Raw genomic sequence first — 17,967 nt, forward strand, 5'->3', positions numbered from 1 at the left:
AAAACGTTTATTTTATAGCGTTTAGCAATTGCTTTCCGCGCGCTGTCATCAGGTCCGCCAATACCCCGTATGGAACGGTGAGCGTCGTTGGCCCCTCTGCATATGATTTTATTTCGTAAGGGTTATAGTGGAACAAAAGTCCTGATCGGGTCAGGCCAAAGTTTTCTGCCAGCGTAAAAGTCTCGTCTTCAAAAAAATAAGCAGTTCCGTAAGAACTGGTGTCATCTAATTGTTCCTGTTTTCTGAAATGATTTTCTACAATTTGGCGTAAAGCAATGGTGTCTTGAAAAAGATCAGTCAATGTGAGCTTCTTTTTATTACCTATATCATAGCTGGACCAGATTTCAATTTCTATGCCGTGGGCACCTCCCGTATACTCATTGATGGCGTTTTTTAATGTTAGAAAACCGGGAACATTCAGAACGACTTCGCAATCTTGGTTTCTGAACCAAGCATGGAAGCCCGGATGGTCGCTATTTATTTGCTCTTCCGCGTATTCATTAAATCCGCCGAGAAAGCTCTCTGCTACTTGGCTGGCGGTATTTTCGCCATCGACAAAAATGGCCGCGCGCACCAACGTATCAATCGCGGCAGAAAATACCGGATACCGTGCTGCATAATAGGTGGTATCTAAAGCCGTTCCGTCGGCGGAGAAATAGGGACTGATTTCCTTGATAACCTCCATGTGATAATCCAATGTATCGGTCATGGACATATCCACGTCTTGCGATGCGTGTACGTTTTGTTGCGATTTATTGCTATTCATACAACTGTAGCTCCATAGTAAGGCGACCAGTCCGATGCTAAATAGGAGTTCTCTTTTTAATGCCATTGTTACCTTTTATAGTTATCTGGATGCGATGTGTCCTTAGTCTGTGTTCTTATAATGTTTAATAACACGTTTGCCGAAAATAGTGCTTCCCAGGCGAACCATATTGGCGCCTTTCTCTATAGCTAGGCTGTAGTCTGACGACATGCCCATAGACAGGGTGTCAAACGTGTCATCCTTACGGAAGAAGCTCGCTTTGACACCGTCAAACAACATTTTTAGTTCATAAAATTCTTCCTTGATCACTTTCTCGTTTTCGGTGTTGGTTGCGATTCCCATGAGCCCACGAATCCGTACGTGCTGCATCTGCTGAAAGTCCTCACTGCGTAGCATTTCGATAAGCTCTGCGTGATCGAATCCAAATTTGGTTTCTTCATCTGCGATATGGATCTGTAGCAGACAGTCAAGGACACGGTCGTGCTTAGCAGCGTGTTTGTTGATCTCTTTTAAAACTTTTAAAGAGTCAACGGACTGTATCATGGATACAAAAGGAACAATATATTTTACTTTATTTGTCTGCAGGTGGCCGATAAGATGCCATTCAATATCTTTGGGTAAGGCTTCATACTTTTCTACCATCTCTTGCACCATATTTTCACCGAATACACGTTGTCCTGCGGAATAAGCTTCCATAATTTCATCATTAGATTTCGTTTTGGAAACCGCGACAAGCGTAACACCGATGGGTTTAAGGTCGATTTTTAAAGATTCAATATTTGTTGCAATACTCATTTTGCTGTAATTTCAAACGTTCGGAAACTGAAAAAAGCGGTTATTAGAATGCCTTTTTGTAATTTTGTACAAACTTACGAAATGCAGCGCTTAATAGTTATTATATTGTCGTCGTTTTTTCTGATGATTTCCTGTAATCGATCGAAGCCGAAAGGCATCCTTTCGGAAAAGACGATGGTGGACTTGATGACCGATGTACACCTGGTGGATGGCTACCTGAACACGTTGCAGGTTGATAGTACCCGTAAAGTTATTGATGGCTTGTATGATGGTATATTTGAAAAGTACGGTATTGATTCGATCACATTTAAAGCAAATATAAGCTATTATTTGGGCAATCCGATCCTTTCAAAGGAAATGTATGCTGAAGTGACGAAAAAGCTGAATACCTATGAAGAGGATTACCGCCGGACGGATTCTTTGAAAAATACACGGATCTCGGATAGTATACGGGTCGTGCGCCGGTATGAACGTTTGAAAGAGGATGCGCGCAAATTGATTTTGGATGTACAGGTGGATACGCTACCATTTACATATGGAGTTTACCAAAAGGAATTTATGGTGGGTGCTGAGCTCCACGGGGTCCAGCTTTATCAGCCTACGGTTCAACCTGATGTACCGAAAGAACCTGAAACAAACGAACCAAATTCGAACACGAAAAAGATGCAGGGGGATTCGACTGTACCCCGTAGGACGCGACCAACGCCGGTTCGAAATACCGTGCCACAGAAAGTAGAAGCGAAGCCGCTTGAAAATTAAGAATTTTATGATTTTTCCGAAAAATGCAATAGATAAATTAGGTTTTATTGAAATTAAAGACCTGATAAAAGATAAATGTTTGAGTGAATCTGGAAGGGAGATGGTGGAGAAAATCCAGCCTCAGGTAAAACTTGAACAAATAGATAGGTTTCTGCGTCAAACACAGGAATTTAAGGATTTGTTGGTTAACGATGCTCCGTTGCCCGTAGACCACCTTTATCCGATAAAACCGTTGGCAGAAAAAGCGCGTGTAGAAGGTTCCTTTTTAGCGGAAGAGGAATTTCATCGGATTTTGCTTTCATTGCGCACGGTGTATGCTATTATTCGTTATTTCAACGAACGGGACGGACAATATGTCCATTTAGAATTGCTGTTTGAACACCTGCCGATCGAAACGAAAATTATCAGGCAGATCGAAGTGGTGATAGACGACCGTGGGAAAATGAAAGACAATGCGTCTCGTTTATTATTGGATTTAACACAGCAAATACTTAAAAGTGAGCAAGAGGCCCGTAAGCGTATCGACCAAGTGTTTAAGCAAGCGCAGCATAATGGATGGACGGCAGATGGAAATTTAACAATTAGGGATGGCCGTTTATGTATGCCAATACTTGCAGAGAATAAGCGCAAGTTGAAGGGCTTTATACATGACGAGTCTGCTACAGGACAAACAGCTTATATAGAGCCAGAAGAGGTTTTCCACCTGAATAATAAAGTAAGGGATCTGGCGTTTGAACGCAGACGGGAAGTCATCCGTATCTTGACGGAACTCACCACGGAGCTACGGCCGCACGTTCCCTTGCTACTGGCGTACCACGGCTTATTGAGCAAGCTGGATTTTGTTCGGGCGAAAGCCCTGTTCGCTATTGATATAGAGGCCGAGATGCCGGAATTGTCAAAAGAGGCTGCAATTAATCTGATCAATGCCCGACATCCCTTGTTGCTAATAAATGCACGGAAGGAAAGTCATCCGCCTGTTGTACCCCTGAATATCAAAATAGATCAGGAAGACCGAGTAATCTTAGTGTCCGGGCCTAACGCGGGGGGTAAGTCGGTCTGCATGAAAACCGTCGGCTTGCTACAGCTTATGGTACAATCAGGCCTGCTTATCCCGGCAGAAGATACTTCTAAAGTCGGTGTTTTTCAACAGATCTTTGCCGATATAGGCGATGATCAATCCATCGAAAGTGATTTGAGTACGTATAGTGCTCATTTATCAAAAATGAAGCATTTTACTGAGTTTGCAAACGCGCGGACACTAGTGCTGATTGACGAGTTTGGTACGGGAACAGATCCCTTGTTTGGAGGTCCCATAGCAGAGGCGGTGTTGGAAGCACTGAATAAAAAAGAGGTGCGCGGCGTGATAACAACGCATTATTCCAACCTGAAAGTATTCGCGAGCAACACCGCAGGTTTGGAAAATGCTTCTATGCTCTTTGATAATGTCGAAATGCGTCCGTTGTATGTGCTGCAAGTGGGAAAACCGGGAAGTTCGTATGCATTTGAAATTGCGCAAAAAATTGGGTTAAATAAGGAGATTTTACATGCTGCTAAGGACAAAATAGGCGTCCGTCAGAAAAAGGTGGATACTTTATTGGTTGATTTGGAACGCGATAAGAAAGTGATATACGACACGAAGGCGGCTATTGCGATGCGGGAACGTGAGCTGGAAAAACTGAAAAGCGAATATGAAGACCTACAGGGCTATCTGGAGGAAAATAAAAAGCAGATCATCCGAGAAGCTAAGGAGGAGGCTCGCCAAATATTGAAAAACGCTAATAAACTGATCGAAAATACGGTTGCAGAGATTAAATCAGTACAGGCGGACAAAGAAAAAACGAGGGAAATAAGACGTCGCTTGCATGCCGAAGTAGATCGACACAGCGAGAAGAAACCAGTTGATAAACAGGTGAATAATGCACAGCCTGATGAATCTATCAAGGTGGGAGATTGGGTGAAGATTCTGGACGCTGATACGGAGGCGCAAGTGATCGAAGTGTCGAAAGGTAATAACTTGATTTTGGCGCTTGGTGAATTACGTACGGTTGTCAAGAAAAATAAAGTCGTTAAACTGCAAGGAAAGGAAAAAGCTAAAGTAATAAAGAAACACAAAACGATAGCCACGGAATCCGCTGCAGATTTTCAACCCGAACTTGACGTCAGGGGCATGCGGACGGAAGATGCGCTACGTCAATTAGAGACCGTGTTGGATCGTGCTGTAATGATCGGTTACCCCACGTTGAAAATTTTACATGGCAGGGGGGATGGCATACTCCGGAAATTCATTCGCGATTATTTACGTAAATATAACCATGTTTCGCATTTTGAAGATGAGCATGCTGACCGCGGTGGGGACGGTATTACTTACGCGCATATTCAGTAGCGTAGGCACGCTGTTTAGCCCAGATTATTAAATGAATACACGTAATCTAAGGCAATGACGGCATCGTTTGCACGGCGGATATTCCTTTGTGTTCCTGTTATCTCATAGACAACGGTAAGATGTTCGCCGCGTTTTTCTACGCCTTTACGTTGCGGCTTTACTTTAAACTCTTTCATGAAATTTTCGAATTCTCCCAAATTTGATACTTCAATGTTTTGAAAAGTAACATGGATGGTCCTTACAAAGTAGATATTGGTAAGTAAATTTTCGATTTTTTGAAACAGCGAAAGGATAATCACCATGCAGAACGTGAGTATAAAGCCGAAGGTGTAATTCTCAAAGCCGATCATCATGCCTACCCCCGCCATAGACCAAATGACCGCTGCCGTTGTCAACCCCTGTACGGTAAACTTACCCTGATAAATAACGCCCGCACCGAGGAAGCCAATTCCGGTGACAATGTTGGCGGCTATACGATCGTCGGAAATATTGCCCATACGAGAAGTTAATGTAAAGATGGTGGAGCCTAAGCAAATAAGAATGATCGTACGGAAACCTGCAGATTTATTTTTAAATTCACGTTCAAAGCCAACGACGGCTCCGCACAAAATGGATACTAATATACTCTGGATAGGAAGCTCTTCTAACCCCGCAAACATACTTTTATAAATAATGTGAACTAACTGTTATTTCGTATTGATAGTAGAACGGTCTGCTACTGATAAAGTTTAATTGGAGGGTCAATAAAGCCCCCCAATTGCGTAAAAGCCGGAACACTAAAAATTCGGCTTCATTAAATATTTGTCGTAGAAACGGAAGATATGGTCTGCTGCTTCCTCAGCGGTGTCTACAAATCGGTAGAGTTTCAGGTCTTCCTCCGAAATATAGGCGTTACCAAGCATGCTCTGTTCGATCCAATCGAATAAACCTTTCCAGTACTCGGTTCCGACCAAAACGATTGGGAAACGAGCTATCTTTCCGGTTTGGATTAAGGTCATGGCTTCAAAAAGTTCGTCCATCGTACCAAAACCTCCCGGCATTACAATGTATCCTTGCGAATATTTGGTGAACATAACCTTGCGAACGAAGAAATAATTGAATTCTAACAGCTTATCCCGATCTATGTATTTGTTATGAAACTGTTCAAACGGCAGCTCGATATTCAATCCAACCGATTTACCACCTGCTTCGTATGCACCTTTATTGGCTGCTTCCATAATTCCGGGGCCACCTCCCGAGATCACGCCGTAACCCTTGTCGGCAAGCAAGCGCGCTATTTCTACCGTAATTTCATAATATTTGTGGTTTGATTGGGTCCGGGCGGAGCCAAATATCGAGACGCAAGGGCCTATTTTAGCGAGTTTTTCGAAACCATCAACAAATTCGGCCATGATTTTAAAAATCTGCCATGAGTCTTTTACCTTTATTTCTTGCCAAGTTTTATTGGCAAACGAGCTTCTGATTTTGTCTTCTTTAACCATATATAATACAACTTATTGAGATTTCCAAGATAGGGATTTTTTTACTTATTTTTGTGCATGCATTTTTCGTCACGACTTTTAGAGCAGGCAGTAGATGAATTTGGGCGTTTGCCTGGAATAGGCAAAAAAACAGCCCTACGTTTAGTGTTACATTTGTTAAAGCAATCAAATAGTGACGTAAGCCGTTTTACCCATTCTATAGACCAGCTTAAAGAACAGATCCGTTATTGTACAACCTGTTTTAATATTTCCGATCAGGAAGTGTGCGAAATTTGTACGTCTGTAAAGCGGGATCATGAAACAATCTGTGTGGTGGAAGATACGCGAGACGTGATGGCTATTGAGAATACGAATCAATACCAAGGGGTCTACCATGTTCTCGGTGGGCTTATTTCGCCGATGGATGGAGTAGGCCCTTCCGACCTGAAGATTGACGCACTGATGGAGCGATTGAAGAACGGTACGGTTCGGGAAATTATTTTAGCGCTTAGTGCGACCATGGAGGGCGATACTACGATTTTCTATCTGTATAGAAAACTGAAGGATTTTGATGTGCAGGTGAGCACGATCGCTAGGGGTATTGCTTTTGGCGGTGAATTGGAATATGTTGATGAAATAACGTTAGGGCGGTCTATCGCTACGCGTGTGCCTTACGAAAGAAATATAGGGTAGGATAGCCCTACACTACATTTTCTTTAATATCCATGAAAAACCGATACTGGTGAAAATTAATAATCCGGCGGTACCGAACCATAAGATTTGATAACCGAAATGCGCGGCGACGTATGTGCCCAAATAGGGCGAAAAGATATTGGCGGCCGCGAATGCCAATGAGTTGAATCCCATATAGGCACCTTGTGTATTCGGTGTAGCTCGCGATGCGCTGATGGTCGCTGTAAAAGGTAAGGTAAGCATTTCGCCTACGCAAAGAACGAACATCGCAAAATATAGCCAGGCAATACCCAATGGAATAGATAGCATGAAATACGAAATTCCTGCGACAGCAGTGCCAAAAATCATGACTTGCCGAGGGGAAAAGCGACGTTCAACACCGTGTACTAACAGCATCTCAAACACGACAATGCTGAAGCCATTGAAACCTAAAAGCATTCCAATTTGTACTTCTGACAGTTCAATAACTTCTTTATAATACAGGGGAACTGTACTCAACAGTTGAAAGAAGGCCATAGAAAATAGACAACAGAAAACGTTGAAGACGATGAAAGGCACATCTCGGTAGGCATTTCTGTCATTTTTTGTGATTATTTTTTCCTCTTTCTGCTGTAAGGGTGCGGTAGAGCGTGGCTTGCGGTTTCGGAAAAAGATAAGGAAGACAACAGCCGCGGATAATGCAGCAATAGCATTACCGTAAAAAATCCAGCTGTAAGAAATCATAGCCAGAAAACCGCCCAATGCCGGGCCTACAGAAAAGCCAAGATTGACCGCCATGCGGTTGAGGGAGTAGGCTTTTGTCAAATTTTCTGGTTTAGCGTACCGGGCGACAGCGACGGAGTTGGCGGGGCGAAAGGTGTCGGCAACGAGGGTCAGCAGGAAAATCATACCCGCTAAGCTTTCGAAGGTTCTGAACTGCGGCAGCATAATAAAAATAGGAACTGCAAGTAATAAGCTGGTTGCTTGTACTCGGAAATTACCCAGTCGGTCGGTTAACCAGCCACCCAACCAGGAGCCACAAACAGAGCCCAGCCCAAAGCAGCCTAATACCATTCCGACCTGTGCTTTGCTGAAATGCAGTTCCGATGCCATGTACATACTCAGAAATGGAATTACCATCGAGCCTGTACGGTTAATAAGCATCACTAAGGCTAATAACCAAGCTTCAGTAGATAAACCCCGATAGGAGTTCTTATAGAGTTGTACTAATTTTTTCAAATCATGAAAGAATGTGTAAAAAACAAACGGACACCTTTTAAAGCGTCCGTCTATAACTTTTTAAATAAAGACTGACTAGCTTTTTTTATGTATTTTGTAAAGTCTACCTGCGTCTGTAATTGTAAATATTTCACCGTTCTTACCTTGTGCGACATCACGGAAACGCTGCCCTTCTTTCTCGAGAAGCCTTTCTTCGCCGACCACCTTATTATCTTTTATAACGAGCCGAGCGATATGTGTACTACTTAAGCCTCCATTAAACAAATTGTTTTTCCATTCTGGAATAGCATCACCAGTATAGAATGTAAGACCGCTCGGGGATAATACAGGATCCCAGTAATAAACGGGTTGTTCTAATCCCTCTTGTTGTTGAATAGGAGGATTTCCAATTTCCTTTCCACTATACTCTAGCCCATAGGTAATAATAGGCCACCCATAATTTTTTCCTGCTTCTATGCGGTTAAGTTCATCGCCTCCACGTGGACCAAATTCTGTAGACCATAGATCTCCAGTTTCAGGATGTATTGCCAATCCTTGAACATTTCGGTTTCCGTAGCTATAAATTTCCGGACGAGCTTCTTGGTTTGAAGCAAAAGGATTGCCAGGGGCGGGCTGACCGTCTTTTGTGATGCGTACAATTTTTCCCAAAGCAGACTGGAGGTCTTGTGCTTGCGGTCTCGTTTCTATATCAGAACGTTCTCCAGTGCCCACGAACAAGTGGCCCTCTTTATCAAAGATGATACGTCCGCCGTAGTGAAGCCTTCCATCATAGGTTGGCAGCGCTTGATAGATGACCTGCGCATTTTCGATGGACTTTTCATCGTCTGCCAAACGGCCTTTGGCGACTGCGGTATGGTTACCACCTGCTACGGGCTCGGAAAATACCCAGTATACCATTCTGTTGGAACTAAAGTCAGGGTCGAGTGTAAGCCCAAGAAGCCCGCCTTGGCCACGTGCGTCCACTTCCGGGATGCCACCAATCGCTTCACTAAGTTCGCCGTTTTCGGAAACGATGCGCATACTGCCTTCATTTTCTGTAATTAAGAGACGGCCATCTGGAAGTACGGCGATTCCCCAAGGAGATTCGAGCTTATCTGTTACAACGTGGCTTTCATATGGTGTCTGCGTCTTTACGCCCGGAGCCCGGGTCTGACCTTCAAAAGCAGGTTTATAGTCCGTATTGGGTTTGTTTTTTTCTACAGGGGGATAGATACTGTCTGTTACAGCGTTGTTGTCTGACGTTTTGGAAGCCCCATTACTATCGCAAGAAGCAACTATTAACGACGCTGTCGATAATAATAAAAAAGCTGGAAATGTTCGTTTCATCTGTTAAATATTATTTTTTAATATGTCTTTTTATTTAAGCACTAAATGTATGAAAATGTTTTCGTAAAGCATAAAAAAAGGTTTTCAAACGGGGAGAATGAAAACCTTTAGCTAACCAATTATAAACCTAAATTATGATGCTGCAAAGATAAGGTCGTTTTGGTTAAAAAACAAATATTTTTTAATTTTTCTTATGAAATACCACTATATCATCCATCGCAGCAAACTGGCTCCCCAAGAAAATCCTGCTCCAAATGCGGTCAACATCAGCAGGTCGCCTTTTTGTATCAATTTAATATTTTCCCAGATACACAGTGGAATGGTAGCTGCAATGGTATTACCGCGGTATGCTATATTCGTTAATGTTTTCTCTCCCTGGATATTAATCTCCTTACCGACGGCGTCAATGATACGTTTATTGGCTTGATGTGGTACGAGCCAGTCAACTTGTTCTATACCCAATTGATTGCGGTCTAGAATATGCTTGCAGGCGTTGCTCATCGATTGTACGGCTTGCTTGAATACGACTTTGCCGTCCTGCCGTAGGTATCTACGTTCATCGTCTGATGTGTCGTGGCCAGCTGGGTACAAGGAGCCACCGCCTTCAATATTTAGAAACTCACGTCCGTCGCCATTGCTTTGCATAAAGGCATCCATCACGCCAGCTTCTGCCGATGGTTCCAGCCAAATTACGCCGGCCCCGTCCCCGAAAAGAATATTAGTGGAACGGTCATGGATATCCACGAATGCGCTGATGTTGTCTGCTCCGACAATAAGTACATTTTTATATCGTTCGGTTTCTACCAGCGAAGCGCCCATATCCAATGCGTATAGAAATCCCGAACAAGCGGCGTTCATGTCGAAAGCCCATACATTTTTTAAACCCAGTTTGCGAGCGATGATGTTGGCTGTTGCGGGCATCAAGACGTCCGGCGTTGAGGTTGCTACGATAATGGCGTCGACATCAGCAATATCTTTGGCGTATCGCGTACATAAATCCTGGATGGCCATCACCGCCATATCCGACGTTGCCAATCCCTGCTCTAGAATACGACGCTCCTTAATTCCTGTACGTTTTACAATCCATTCGTCCGAAGTGTCACATACCTGCTCTAAATCGAAGTTGGTTCTTCGCCCTTGCGGAACATAACCACCTATAGCAGTAATAGCAGCATGGGGTCGGGAAGAATAAATGTTTTGCATAAATTTGGTTTCTCAAAATAAAAACAGGGCAAAGATAGGGATTTTTATAATTAGTTTGGATAAGATAAAATATTGGAACTATTTGTTTTTGGTAACCCAAACGTAAAAAAATAGAAACATTAGAAAAAATTGAATCGAAGGTGCTCCCACAAAGCCGTTAAAATGTATATTTACCTCACAGGCAAATGTTGAGAAATCACATGGTTGAATCAATTTTTTTGTTACTAACGGAGAAGAAGTTTGGAAATACTTTTAATAGAGGATGAGCCGTCGGTGATATCGTTGATAGAACGCGGGCTTAAAGGAGAAAATCATCGGATTAGTATAGCCATGGATGGCTTCACTGGCCTCAAAATGGCAGGGCTGAATCGTTATGATTTGATTATCCTCGACGTGATGCTGCCAGGAATGAATGGGCTGGATGTTTGTAAGAATATACGCATGGCAAATGAGGAGGTGCCTATTCTTATTTTAAGTGCATTAAATCAAACCGAGGATATTGTTGAAGCATTCAATCGGGATGCCGACGATTATTTGACCAAGCCTTTTAAGCTAGATGAGCTTCGAGCGAGGGTGAACCGGTTTTCACGTCGTGCAACGAACCGAAAATCCACGCCAAATACCGTTTCTATTGGTAACTTGGTGATTGATCGGGACAGTAAAACCGTGGTTCGTGGCGACACACTTATTATACTGACTGCTACAGAATATCGATTGTTGGAATATCTGCTCATAAACAAAAATAAAGTATTGTCCCGGGTAGATATCCTGGAGAAAGTGTGGAGTATGGACTTCAATATGGGTACAAATGTTGTTGATGTCTATGTGAATTATCTACGAAAAAAAATTGACCACCCATTTAATAAGAAGCTGATTCACACGGTGATCGGCATGGGTTATGTGTTGAGAAATGAAAATTAAGACCCGGATTATTTTACTTTTTACGACGATCTCAATATTTTATATTGTGTCGTTCGCCATATATGTATCGTATTTCACGCGTGATAGTCTGCAGACTAAGTTTTACCATCGCCTGGAAGAGAATGCCACCATCGTGGGAAACCATATTGTCCAAAATGACGAATATAATAATCAAATATATTATGAAGTAAGGCGTAAGTACCTGGCGCAACTGTCAGCGGGAAAAGATTATCTCATTCGGATTGTAAAAGATAGCACGAATTTACGGTTTAAACCTGATCTTCCGATGCCCGCTTCTTTTTATAGAGAAGCGATTGTCAGCGGTAAAGCCCAGTATCTTCATGAAAAAACGTCGTATGTAGCTGTGTTCTTTGTTGACTCGCTGCATAAAGAAGATTTATTAGTCATTTCGGAAGGGGTAGATGAATATGGACACGATGAACAGCGTACGTTAGATCGGACCGTCGTGTCGGGTGCATTAATCGCCGTTGCACTTGTTTTTTTATTGTCTTTTTATTTTGCAAATAAATTGCTGGTACCTATCCAGGCGATCAACGACGACCTTACGCAGATTGATATTTCCCGTTTGGATATGCGGTTGCAAAATAAATTTAATAGTGAAAGCGATGAAATAGGAACATTAATTGCTAACTTTAATTCGATGATGAACCGCCTAGATATTTCGATGAAATCCCAACAAAGTTTTATAGGGAATGCTTCGCATTCTCTGCGTACCCCATTAACCATTATCGGGGGGGAAGCAGAGTTGGCACTACAGAGTTTGGATAAGCAGCATGAAGCTTATTATTCCGTAGAGACGATATCAAAGCAAACCAACAAAATGGCTTTGATTGTCAACAATCTCTTATTGCTTTCACGTTCTGGATTTGACCGGAAAATAAAAAATAAGCAACTCATACGGATAGATGAACTGCTTTATGAGGTGCGTCGTAATGAAAAGGCCGTTAATCCAGAAGCCCGTATCCACTTGGATTTTTCGAATATTCCAAATGAAAGTCATCGGTTGAATGTATTTGTCAACCCGGATTTATTTTATATTGCATTTAGTAACCTATTGTCTAACGCATGTAAATTCGGGGACGACAATACAGTGACGGTCTCATTGGAATGTCATTTAAATAATGTTATAGTAAAAATTACGGACGACGGCATCGGTATCCCGAAGCAAGATCAACCCCATATTTTCGAGTCATTTTTTAGAGCTTCTAATGTTGGACAGATATACGGAAATGGTTTGGGGCTCGTTTTAACGAAGAATATTTTCGACTTGCACGGTGCCAAACTTGCGATCGCTTCGATTGAAAATCACGGAACAAGTGTGACGATTGAAATTCCTGTTTGATTTCTAATTTCGTTCTAATCTTAGTTTAATGCGGTTCTTATATGGTGGTAGTATAATTGTAGAAAGTAGGTTTAATTAAAATTCATGAAGAAAGTTTTACTGTTTTTGACTTTAGGCTTTGTAGTAAAGGCCGGTTATACAAATGACGGGGATAAAAAGTCAGATACCGTTGGGGTGCAATCAACTGCTGTCCAGGATACGTTGGAACGCGAGCCCGATCAATCCCAGCTGTTTAATTTTGATGTGCTGTTTCGAGGTGCGCTTGTTGGCGACAACCTAGGTAGGGACGAGGCCCTGACCAGGGCAAAAATGGAGGAGATCCGGCTCCATCTTCACGGAAACTACAACGAGGATTTATCGTATAGTGTACGTCTTCGTCTGAACCGTCCATTCTCTCAGAACTCATTGGACAATGGTGCTCCGGCATTGGACTTTGCAAACATCAAATACAAATTTGGTAAGAACCGAAATTGGGATGTCACAGTAGGTAAGCAAAGTGCGATGGTGGGATCGTATGAATTTGAAAACAACCCGATTTACGAATTTATGTTTACGGATTATGTAGACCGTATATTGAACTTATTCGTAACGGGGGCAAAGTTGGGCTATCACGTAAACCCAAATCATTCCTTTCACGTACAGGTGCACAACACGGTGAATGACAATTTCGATGACCGCATTTTAAACAATGGTTTTGCTATAGGTGATTTGGAACGTTCAAAAGTGCCGATGGGTGCCTATTTTACTTGGGTGGGGGCTTTTGCCGACCAAAGAATACATACGAAATGGTCTTATCATGTTTCTCAGTTTGCGGACAAACATACCAATCACGCTATTTCATTGGCGAATAAGTATAAAACCAATAAGCAAATGGTTTATTTAGATCTGCAGTATTCTCACATGGGCGTCGACCATGCGTTGATTGCATCCAATGGAATCAATGATTTTTATAACCATACAGGAGCAGACAGGGTATTAGGTAAAGATATTGTTTATAAATCAGCGGTGTTGCGTTATGATCAATTTCTAACAGATAAGTGGGAAATCGCGTTGAAAGGTGCTGTAGAAACCGCCGGAAGTGCGAAGGACGAGGAACTGGGTAAGAATTTTAGACAGAACTATACTTACTTTGCCGCGCTGCAACACAAGCCGTTCCGAAAACAAGACATGCGTTTCTATTTAGGTTATATCGGCAACAGCATAGCTTACGCAGATAAAATGAATGTGGAGCGGCAACAGCTTAACAGATTAGCATTGGGGGCTTATTTTACGATCCCCTTATTATAATAGCTTTAAGGAATTACTAATAGAATAAAATAAATCGATAACTATTATGCGTTTAACACCACGTGAAATCGAAAAACTAATGCTTCATACAGCTGGCGAACTTGCAGCTAAGAGGCTAAAAAGGGGAGTGAAACTCAATTACCCTGAATGTATCGCGTATATCAGTATGGAACTGATGGAGCGTGCGCGTGACGGCAAAACCGTTGCGGAATTGATGGAGTATGGGACAACACTTCTGAAAAGAAAGCAGGTTATGGAAGGCGTGCCGGAAATGATACATGACGTACAGATCGAGGTCACTTTCCCGGACGGCACGAAATTAGTAACCGTACACAATCCTATTCGTTAACCCTTAAAATCTAAGAAAATGGTTCCAGGAGAATACTTTTTGAAGAATGACGATATCAAAGCGAACGTTGGCTATAAAACCAAGACGATATCGGTAGCTAATACAGGCGACAGACCTATTCAAGTGGGGTCGCACTATCACTTTTTTGAGGTGAATAAAGACTTGGAGTTTAACAGAGAAGAGGCATTTGGCATGCGCCTGAATATTCCGGCCAGTACAGCGGTCCGTTTCGAACCAGGTGAGAAGAAAAATGTCATATTGGTAGACATCGGTGGAAACAAAGAAATCCACGGTTTCAATGGCTTGACCAATGGTAAGTATACCAATGCGAAGGTGAAAGCTTCGGCTATCGATAAAATGAAGAAACAGAATTTTAAATCTTCTAAATAATTAAAAGAACATATTATGGGAGAATGGAACAGAAGAGACTGGATTAAGATTGTCGGACTGGCAACTGCAGGAGTTGCTACGACAAAACTAAACGCCTTAGGTCTCGAAAAACTAGGCTTGGATAAATCGTCGATTCATTATGACGATGACGGTGCTTTATATATACCACGAGATAAATACGCTTCGCTATTTGGCCCGACTACGGGTGACCGTGTTCGTCTAGCAGATACGGAACTGTTGATCGAAATTGAAAAAGATTACGCAGTCTACGGCGAAGAAAATAAGTTCGGTGGTGGCAAAACGATCCGTGATGGTATGGGGCAGTCGGCACGTGCCTTGCGTGACGAGGATGTACTTGATTTTTGTATCAACAACGTGATTATTATTGACCACTGGGGGATCGTGAAAGCGGATGTCGGTATTAAAGATGGCAAAATCGTGGGAATCGGTAAGGCGGGTAATCCAGATGTGCAGGATGGTGTGACGCCGGGTATGGTTATTGGGCCGTCAACAGAGGTGCACGGTGGCGCTGGTTATATTCTTACGGCTGGCGGGGTGGATACACATATCCATTTTATCAGTCCAACACAGGTAGAAACCGCTCTATATAGTGGTGTTACGACATTTATTGGTGGTGGTACAGGGCCGGCTGATGGTACAAATGCAACTACCGTGACGCCAGGTAAATGGTTTATTCAAAAAATGCTGGAGGCATTTGAGGAATTGCCCATTAATGTTGGTTTCTTCGGTAAGGGAAATGTAACAGGATTAAAAGCGTTAGAAGAACAGATTGAAGCAGGAGCTTTAGGATTGAAAATTCATGAAGACTGGGGCGCGACACCTTCTGTTATCGATGCAGCCTTGAAAACGGCTGACAAATATGATATACAGGTGGCTATCCACACCGATACCTTGAATGAAGCTGGGTTTTTGGAAGACACTGTTGCAGCTATCAATGGTCGTGTAATTCATACGTTCCACACCGAAGGTGCGGGAGGAGGGCATGCGCCGGATATCATTAAGATTTCCATGTATCCCAATGTTATTCCAGCGTCGACGAATCCAACAAAACCGTTCACTATTAACACCGCGGAGGAACATCTGGATATGTTAATGGTTTGTCACCACTTGGATAAAAACGTAAAAGAAGATGTGGCCTTTGCTGATTCGCGTATCCGTCCGCAAACTATTGCAGCGGAAGACATCTTGCAGGATATGGGCGTTTTCTCGATCATGAGTTCGGACAGTCAGGCGATGGGACGCGTAGGCGAAGTGATTTCTAGAACTTGGCAGACAGCACATAAAATGAAGATACAGCGCGGACCGTTAGAGCAAGACAAAGCTACCAACAACGATAATTTTCGTGTGAAACGCTATGTCTCTAAATTCACGATCAATCCGGCAAAAGCGCACGGTATCGATCAGTATGTGGGCTCGGTAGAAGTGGGGAAATTTGCAGATCTAGTGCTGTGGAAGCCGGAAATGTTTGGTGTTAAGCCAGAGATGATTATTAAAGGCGGGATGATTCTGAGTTCGAAAATGGGGGATGCGAATGCCTCTATTCCGACACCTCAGCCTATTATTTATCGCCAGATGTTTGGTAACTACGGAAAGGCCAAAACCAAAACATCTTTCAATTTTGTATCAAAAGCTTCTATTGATAATGGGACGATCAAGTCTTTGGGATTATCTAGACAAAGTTTACCGGTATCAGGTTGTCGCGATGTCATGAAGAAAGACATGGTACATAATGATGCGACACCGAATATTGAGGTGAATCCGGAAACCTATGAAGTAACGGTAGACGGTGTATTAGCAACTTGTGAACCGCTGGCGGAACTTCCGATGGCACAACGTTATTTCTTGTTCTAAATGATCGTATCCAATGGCATAGCAGGTAATATACGGACAGATGATGCGCTGAAAGAAAAATCGACTGATCGAGTTGAACTGGAATGGTTCGATACCGAAAAACGAATCTTGAGGGTGCGTACAGTGAATGGCCAGGAAATTGGCTTTCGGAATCTAAGCGGTGCGCCGCTACAGGATGGCGACATCTTGTTTGAAGACGAACAGCAACGTATTGTCGTCAGTATATTACCTTGCCTTTGTCTAATTTTTCATCCCCGCGATAGTATGGAAATGGCGAGAGTCTGTTTTGAGATAGGTAACCGCCATTTACCTATCTATATCAATGAAACCGCGGAGGTGATATTGGCCTATGAGTCGCCCCTGCATCAACTATTAGTGATCGGTGAATATCAGGTCACGGTAGATACCCGGGTGATTCTGCAAACGCATACGTTAAAAATGCATGCGTGGTCAACAAAAACAAAATTTAATATCACATTAGCAAAAAGCGAATGAATCCATTACTGACGTTGCTGCAAATTAATGATTCTGTTTTCCCAATAGGAAGCTTTACCCACTCCTATGGTTTGGAAACTTATATCCATAAAGGTATAGTACACGATAGTAAATCTACCGAAGCTTATGCCGAAAAGATGTTACGTTACAACTTCTTTTATAACGATGCCGCTTTTTTTTATGAAACATGGAAAATATGCGATAAGAAGGCATTGAAGCAAAAATTGATCGAACTTGACAGCTTTATTACATCGCTTAAATCACCATATGAAATCAGAGAAGCCAGTAAAAAATTGGCGATACGGTTTCTGAAAGTGGTTGAAAACTTCCAGTCTGTAAGGCGTTGCAAAACCTATTTGGAAGCTATTCAAGCAGGCGAAGCACACGGGCATTACGCGATGGCGTTTGCGATGTACGCCCACGCCCAAAATATTACTTTGGAGGATGCATTGAGTGCATTTTATTATAATTCATTAAATGGAATTGTAACTAACTGCGCTAAGCTTGTTCCGATCAGTCAAATGGACGGACAGAAGATTCTCTTTAAACTCCAGTCTTTGATAAAAGAACTGGTTGATAAGCAGTCGGATATGGATACAGACATGATAGGGAACTGTTGTGTTGTGCAGGATATTCGTTGCATGCAGCATGAAAAACTTTATACAAGAATTTATATCTCTTAATCAT

General features: G+C 42.5%; 18 protein-coding genes. 11 read left to right on the forward strand and 7 right to left on the reverse strand.

The features are described from left to right. Positions 1-7: 7 nt before the first annotated feature. Both C5745_RS07120 and C5745_RS07125 read right to left on the reverse strand, forming a co-directional pair. Complete coding sequence (locus tag C5745_RS07120; RefSeq protein WP_105716293.1) at positions 8-832, reverse strand: DUF3298 and DUF4163 domain-containing protein; 825 nt, start codon at positions 830-832, stop codon at positions 8-10. A 36-nt stretch (positions 833-868) separates the two neighbouring features. After that, on the reverse strand, positions 869-1,561 hold the full coding sequence (locus tag C5745_RS07125) for a YggS family pyridoxal phosphate-dependent enzyme (RefSeq protein ID WP_105716294.1): 693 nt from the start codon (positions 1,559-1,561) through the stop codon (positions 869-871). 81 nt (positions 1,562-1,642) lie between these two features. On the opposite strand from C5745_RS07125, the gene C5745_RS07130 reads away from it, so the two are divergent. After that, positions 1,643-2,320, forward strand: a complete 678-nt coding sequence (locus C5745_RS07130) for a DUF4296 domain-containing protein (protein WP_165793039.1) — start codon at positions 1,643-1,645, stop codon at positions 2,318-2,320. 7 nt (positions 2,321-2,327) lie between these two features. Further along, a complete protein-coding gene (locus C5745_RS07135; protein ID WP_105716296.1) occupies positions 2,328-4,703 on the forward strand; it encodes an endonuclease MutS2 in 2,376 nt (791 codons plus the stop codon). A gap of 14 nt (positions 4,704-4,717) precedes the next feature. Here the strand turns inward: C5745_RS07135 and C5745_RS07140 are convergent, their stop codons facing one another. Beyond that, complete coding sequence (locus tag C5745_RS07140; RefSeq protein WP_105716297.1) at positions 4,718-5,362, reverse strand: MgtC/SapB family protein; 645 nt, start codon at positions 5,360-5,362, stop codon at positions 4,718-4,720. 117 nt (positions 5,363-5,479) lie between these two features. Further along, positions 5,480-6,184, reverse strand: coding sequence for an LOG family protein (locus C5745_RS07145; protein ID WP_105716298.1), 705 nt, complete (start codon positions 6,182-6,184; stop codon positions 5,480-5,482). Positions 6,185-6,241: 57 nt separating this feature from the next. Here C5745_RS07145 and recR point away from each other — a divergent pair, with 57 nt between their 5' ends. Beyond that, on the forward strand, positions 6,242-6,856 hold the full coding sequence (recR, locus tag C5745_RS07150) for a recombination mediator RecR (protein ID WP_105716299.1): 615 nt from the start codon (positions 6,242-6,244) through the stop codon (positions 6,854-6,856). 12 nt (positions 6,857-6,868) lie between these two features. On the opposite strand, the gene C5745_RS07155 is transcribed toward recR, so the two are convergent. From C5745_RS07155 to C5745_RS07165, 3 genes are all read right to left on the reverse strand, one after another. After that, the gene (locus C5745_RS07155; protein WP_105716300.1) at positions 6,869-8,074 is read right to left on the reverse strand and encodes an MDR family MFS transporter; all 1,206 of its coding nucleotides are present in this window, start codon (positions 8,072-8,074) and stop codon (positions 6,869-6,871) included. A 75-nt stretch (positions 8,075-8,149) separates the two neighbouring features. Next, on the reverse strand, positions 8,150-9,400 hold the full coding sequence (locus C5745_RS07160) for a PQQ-dependent sugar dehydrogenase (RefSeq protein ID WP_105716301.1): 1,251 nt from the start codon (positions 9,398-9,400) through the stop codon (positions 8,150-8,152). 204 nt (positions 9,401-9,604) lie between these two features. Next, positions 9,605-10,603: a beta-ketoacyl-ACP synthase III gene (locus C5745_RS07165; protein WP_105716302.1), complete on the reverse strand. Its 999-nt coding sequence runs from the start codon at positions 10,601-10,603 to the stop codon at positions 9,605-9,607. A gap of 240 nt (positions 10,604-10,843) precedes the next feature. Between C5745_RS07165 and C5745_RS07170 the strand changes: the two genes are divergently transcribed. The 8 genes from C5745_RS07170 (at position 10,844) to C5745_RS07205 (ending at position 17,963) form a co-directional block, all read left to right on the forward strand. After that, positions 10,844-11,524: a response regulator transcription factor gene (locus C5745_RS07170; RefSeq protein ID WP_105716303.1), complete on the forward strand. Its 681-nt coding sequence runs from the start codon at positions 10,844-10,846 to the stop codon at positions 11,522-11,524. Continuing rightward, positions 11,514-12,887 (forward strand): sensor histidine kinase, encoded by a 1,374-nt coding sequence (locus C5745_RS07175; RefSeq protein WP_105716304.1) that lies wholly within the window; start codon positions 11,514-11,516, stop codon positions 12,885-12,887. Before C5745_RS07170 ends, C5745_RS07175 begins: the two co-directional genes overlap by 11 nt. Positions 12,888-12,971: 84 nt before the next feature. After that, on the forward strand, positions 12,972-14,174 hold the full coding sequence (locus C5745_RS07180; RefSeq protein ID WP_105716305.1) for a porin: 1,203 nt from the start codon (positions 12,972-12,974) through the stop codon (positions 14,172-14,174). Positions 14,175-14,220: 46 nt separating this feature from the next. After that, positions 14,221-14,523 (forward strand): urease subunit gamma, encoded by a 303-nt coding sequence (ureA, locus tag C5745_RS07185; RefSeq protein ID WP_105716306.1) that lies wholly within the window; start codon positions 14,221-14,223, stop codon positions 14,521-14,523. An 18-nt stretch (positions 14,524-14,541) separates the two neighbouring features. Continuing rightward, the gene (ureB, locus tag C5745_RS07190) at positions 14,542-14,913 is read left to right on the forward strand and encodes an urease subunit beta (RefSeq protein WP_105716307.1); all 372 of its coding nucleotides are present in this window, start codon (positions 14,542-14,544) and stop codon (positions 14,911-14,913) included. A 15-nt stretch (positions 14,914-14,928) separates the two neighbouring features. After that, a complete protein-coding gene (ureC, locus tag C5745_RS07195; RefSeq protein ID WP_105716308.1) occupies positions 14,929-16,785 on the forward strand; it encodes an urease subunit alpha in 1,857 nt (618 codons plus the stop codon). Continuing rightward, positions 16,786-17,280 carry an urease accessory protein UreE gene (locus C5745_RS07200; RefSeq protein ID WP_243403274.1) on the forward strand — a complete coding sequence of 165 codons (495 nt, stop codon included), beginning with the start codon at positions 16,786-16,788 and terminating at the stop codon, positions 17,278-17,280. Continuing rightward, a complete protein-coding gene (locus C5745_RS07205) occupies positions 17,277-17,963 on the forward strand; it encodes an urease accessory protein UreF (protein ID WP_105716309.1) in 687 nt (228 codons plus the stop codon). Before C5745_RS07200 ends, C5745_RS07205 begins: the two co-directional genes overlap by 4 nt. Positions 17,964-17,967: the final 4 nt, after the last annotated feature.

The organism is Sphingobacterium haloxyli (assembly GCF_002980525.1).
GTDB lineage: Bacteria > Bacteroidota > Bacteroidia > Sphingobacteriales > Sphingobacteriaceae > Sphingobacterium > Sphingobacterium haloxyli.

Coding starts and splice junctions, on each gene's coding strand:
- C5745_RS07125 (WP_105716294.1), bottom strand. CDS start 1,561: ATGAGTATTGCAACAAATATTGAATCTTTAAAAATCGACCTTAAACCC.
- C5745_RS07130 (WP_165793039.1), top strand. CDS start 1,643: ATGCAGCGCTTAATAGTTATTATATTGTCGTCGTTTTTTCTGATGATT.
- C5745_RS07160 (WP_105716301.1), bottom strand. CDS start 9,400: ATGAAACGAACATTTCCAGCTTTTTTATTATTATCGACAGCGTCGTTA.
- C5745_RS07120 (WP_105716293.1), bottom strand. CDS start 832: ATGGCATTAAAAAGAGAACTCCTATTTAGCATCGGACTGGTCGCCTTA.
- ureA (WP_105716306.1), top strand. CDS start 14,221: ATGCGTTTAACACCACGTGAAATCGAAAAACTAATGCTTCATACAGCT.
- C5745_RS07165 (WP_105716302.1), bottom strand. CDS start 10,603: ATGCAAAACATTTATTCTTCCCGACCCCATGCTGCTATTACTGCTATA.
- C5745_RS07205 (WP_105716309.1), top strand. CDS start 17,277: ATGAATCCATTACTGACGTTGCTGCAAATTAATGATTCTGTTTTCCCA.
- C5745_RS07140 (WP_105716297.1), bottom strand. CDS start 5,362: ATGTTTGCGGGGTTAGAAGAGCTTCCTATCCAGAGTATATTAGTATCC.
- ureC (WP_105716308.1), top strand. CDS start 14,929: ATGGGAGAATGGAACAGAAGAGACTGGATTAAGATTGTCGGACTGGCA.
- C5745_RS07145 (WP_105716298.1), bottom strand. CDS start 6,184: ATGGTTAAAGAAGACAAAATCAGAAGCTCGTTTGCCAATAAAACTTGG.
- ureB (WP_105716307.1), top strand. CDS start 14,542: ATGGTTCCAGGAGAATACTTTTTGAAGAATGACGATATCAAAGCGAAC.
- C5745_RS07200 (WP_243403274.1), top strand. CDS start 16,786: ATGATCGTATCCAATGGCATAGCAGGTAATATACGGACAGATGATGCG.
- C5745_RS07135 (WP_105716296.1), top strand. CDS start 2,328: ATGATTTTTCCGAAAAATGCAATAGATAAATTAGGTTTTATTGAAATT.
- C5745_RS07175 (WP_105716304.1), top strand. CDS start 11,514: ATGAAAATTAAGACCCGGATTATTTTACTTTTTACGACGATCTCAATA.
- recR (WP_105716299.1), top strand. CDS start 6,242: ATGCATTTTTCGTCACGACTTTTAGAGCAGGCAGTAGATGAATTTGGG.
- C5745_RS07180 (WP_105716305.1), top strand. CDS start 12,972: ATGAAGAAAGTTTTACTGTTTTTGACTTTAGGCTTTGTAGTAAAGGCC.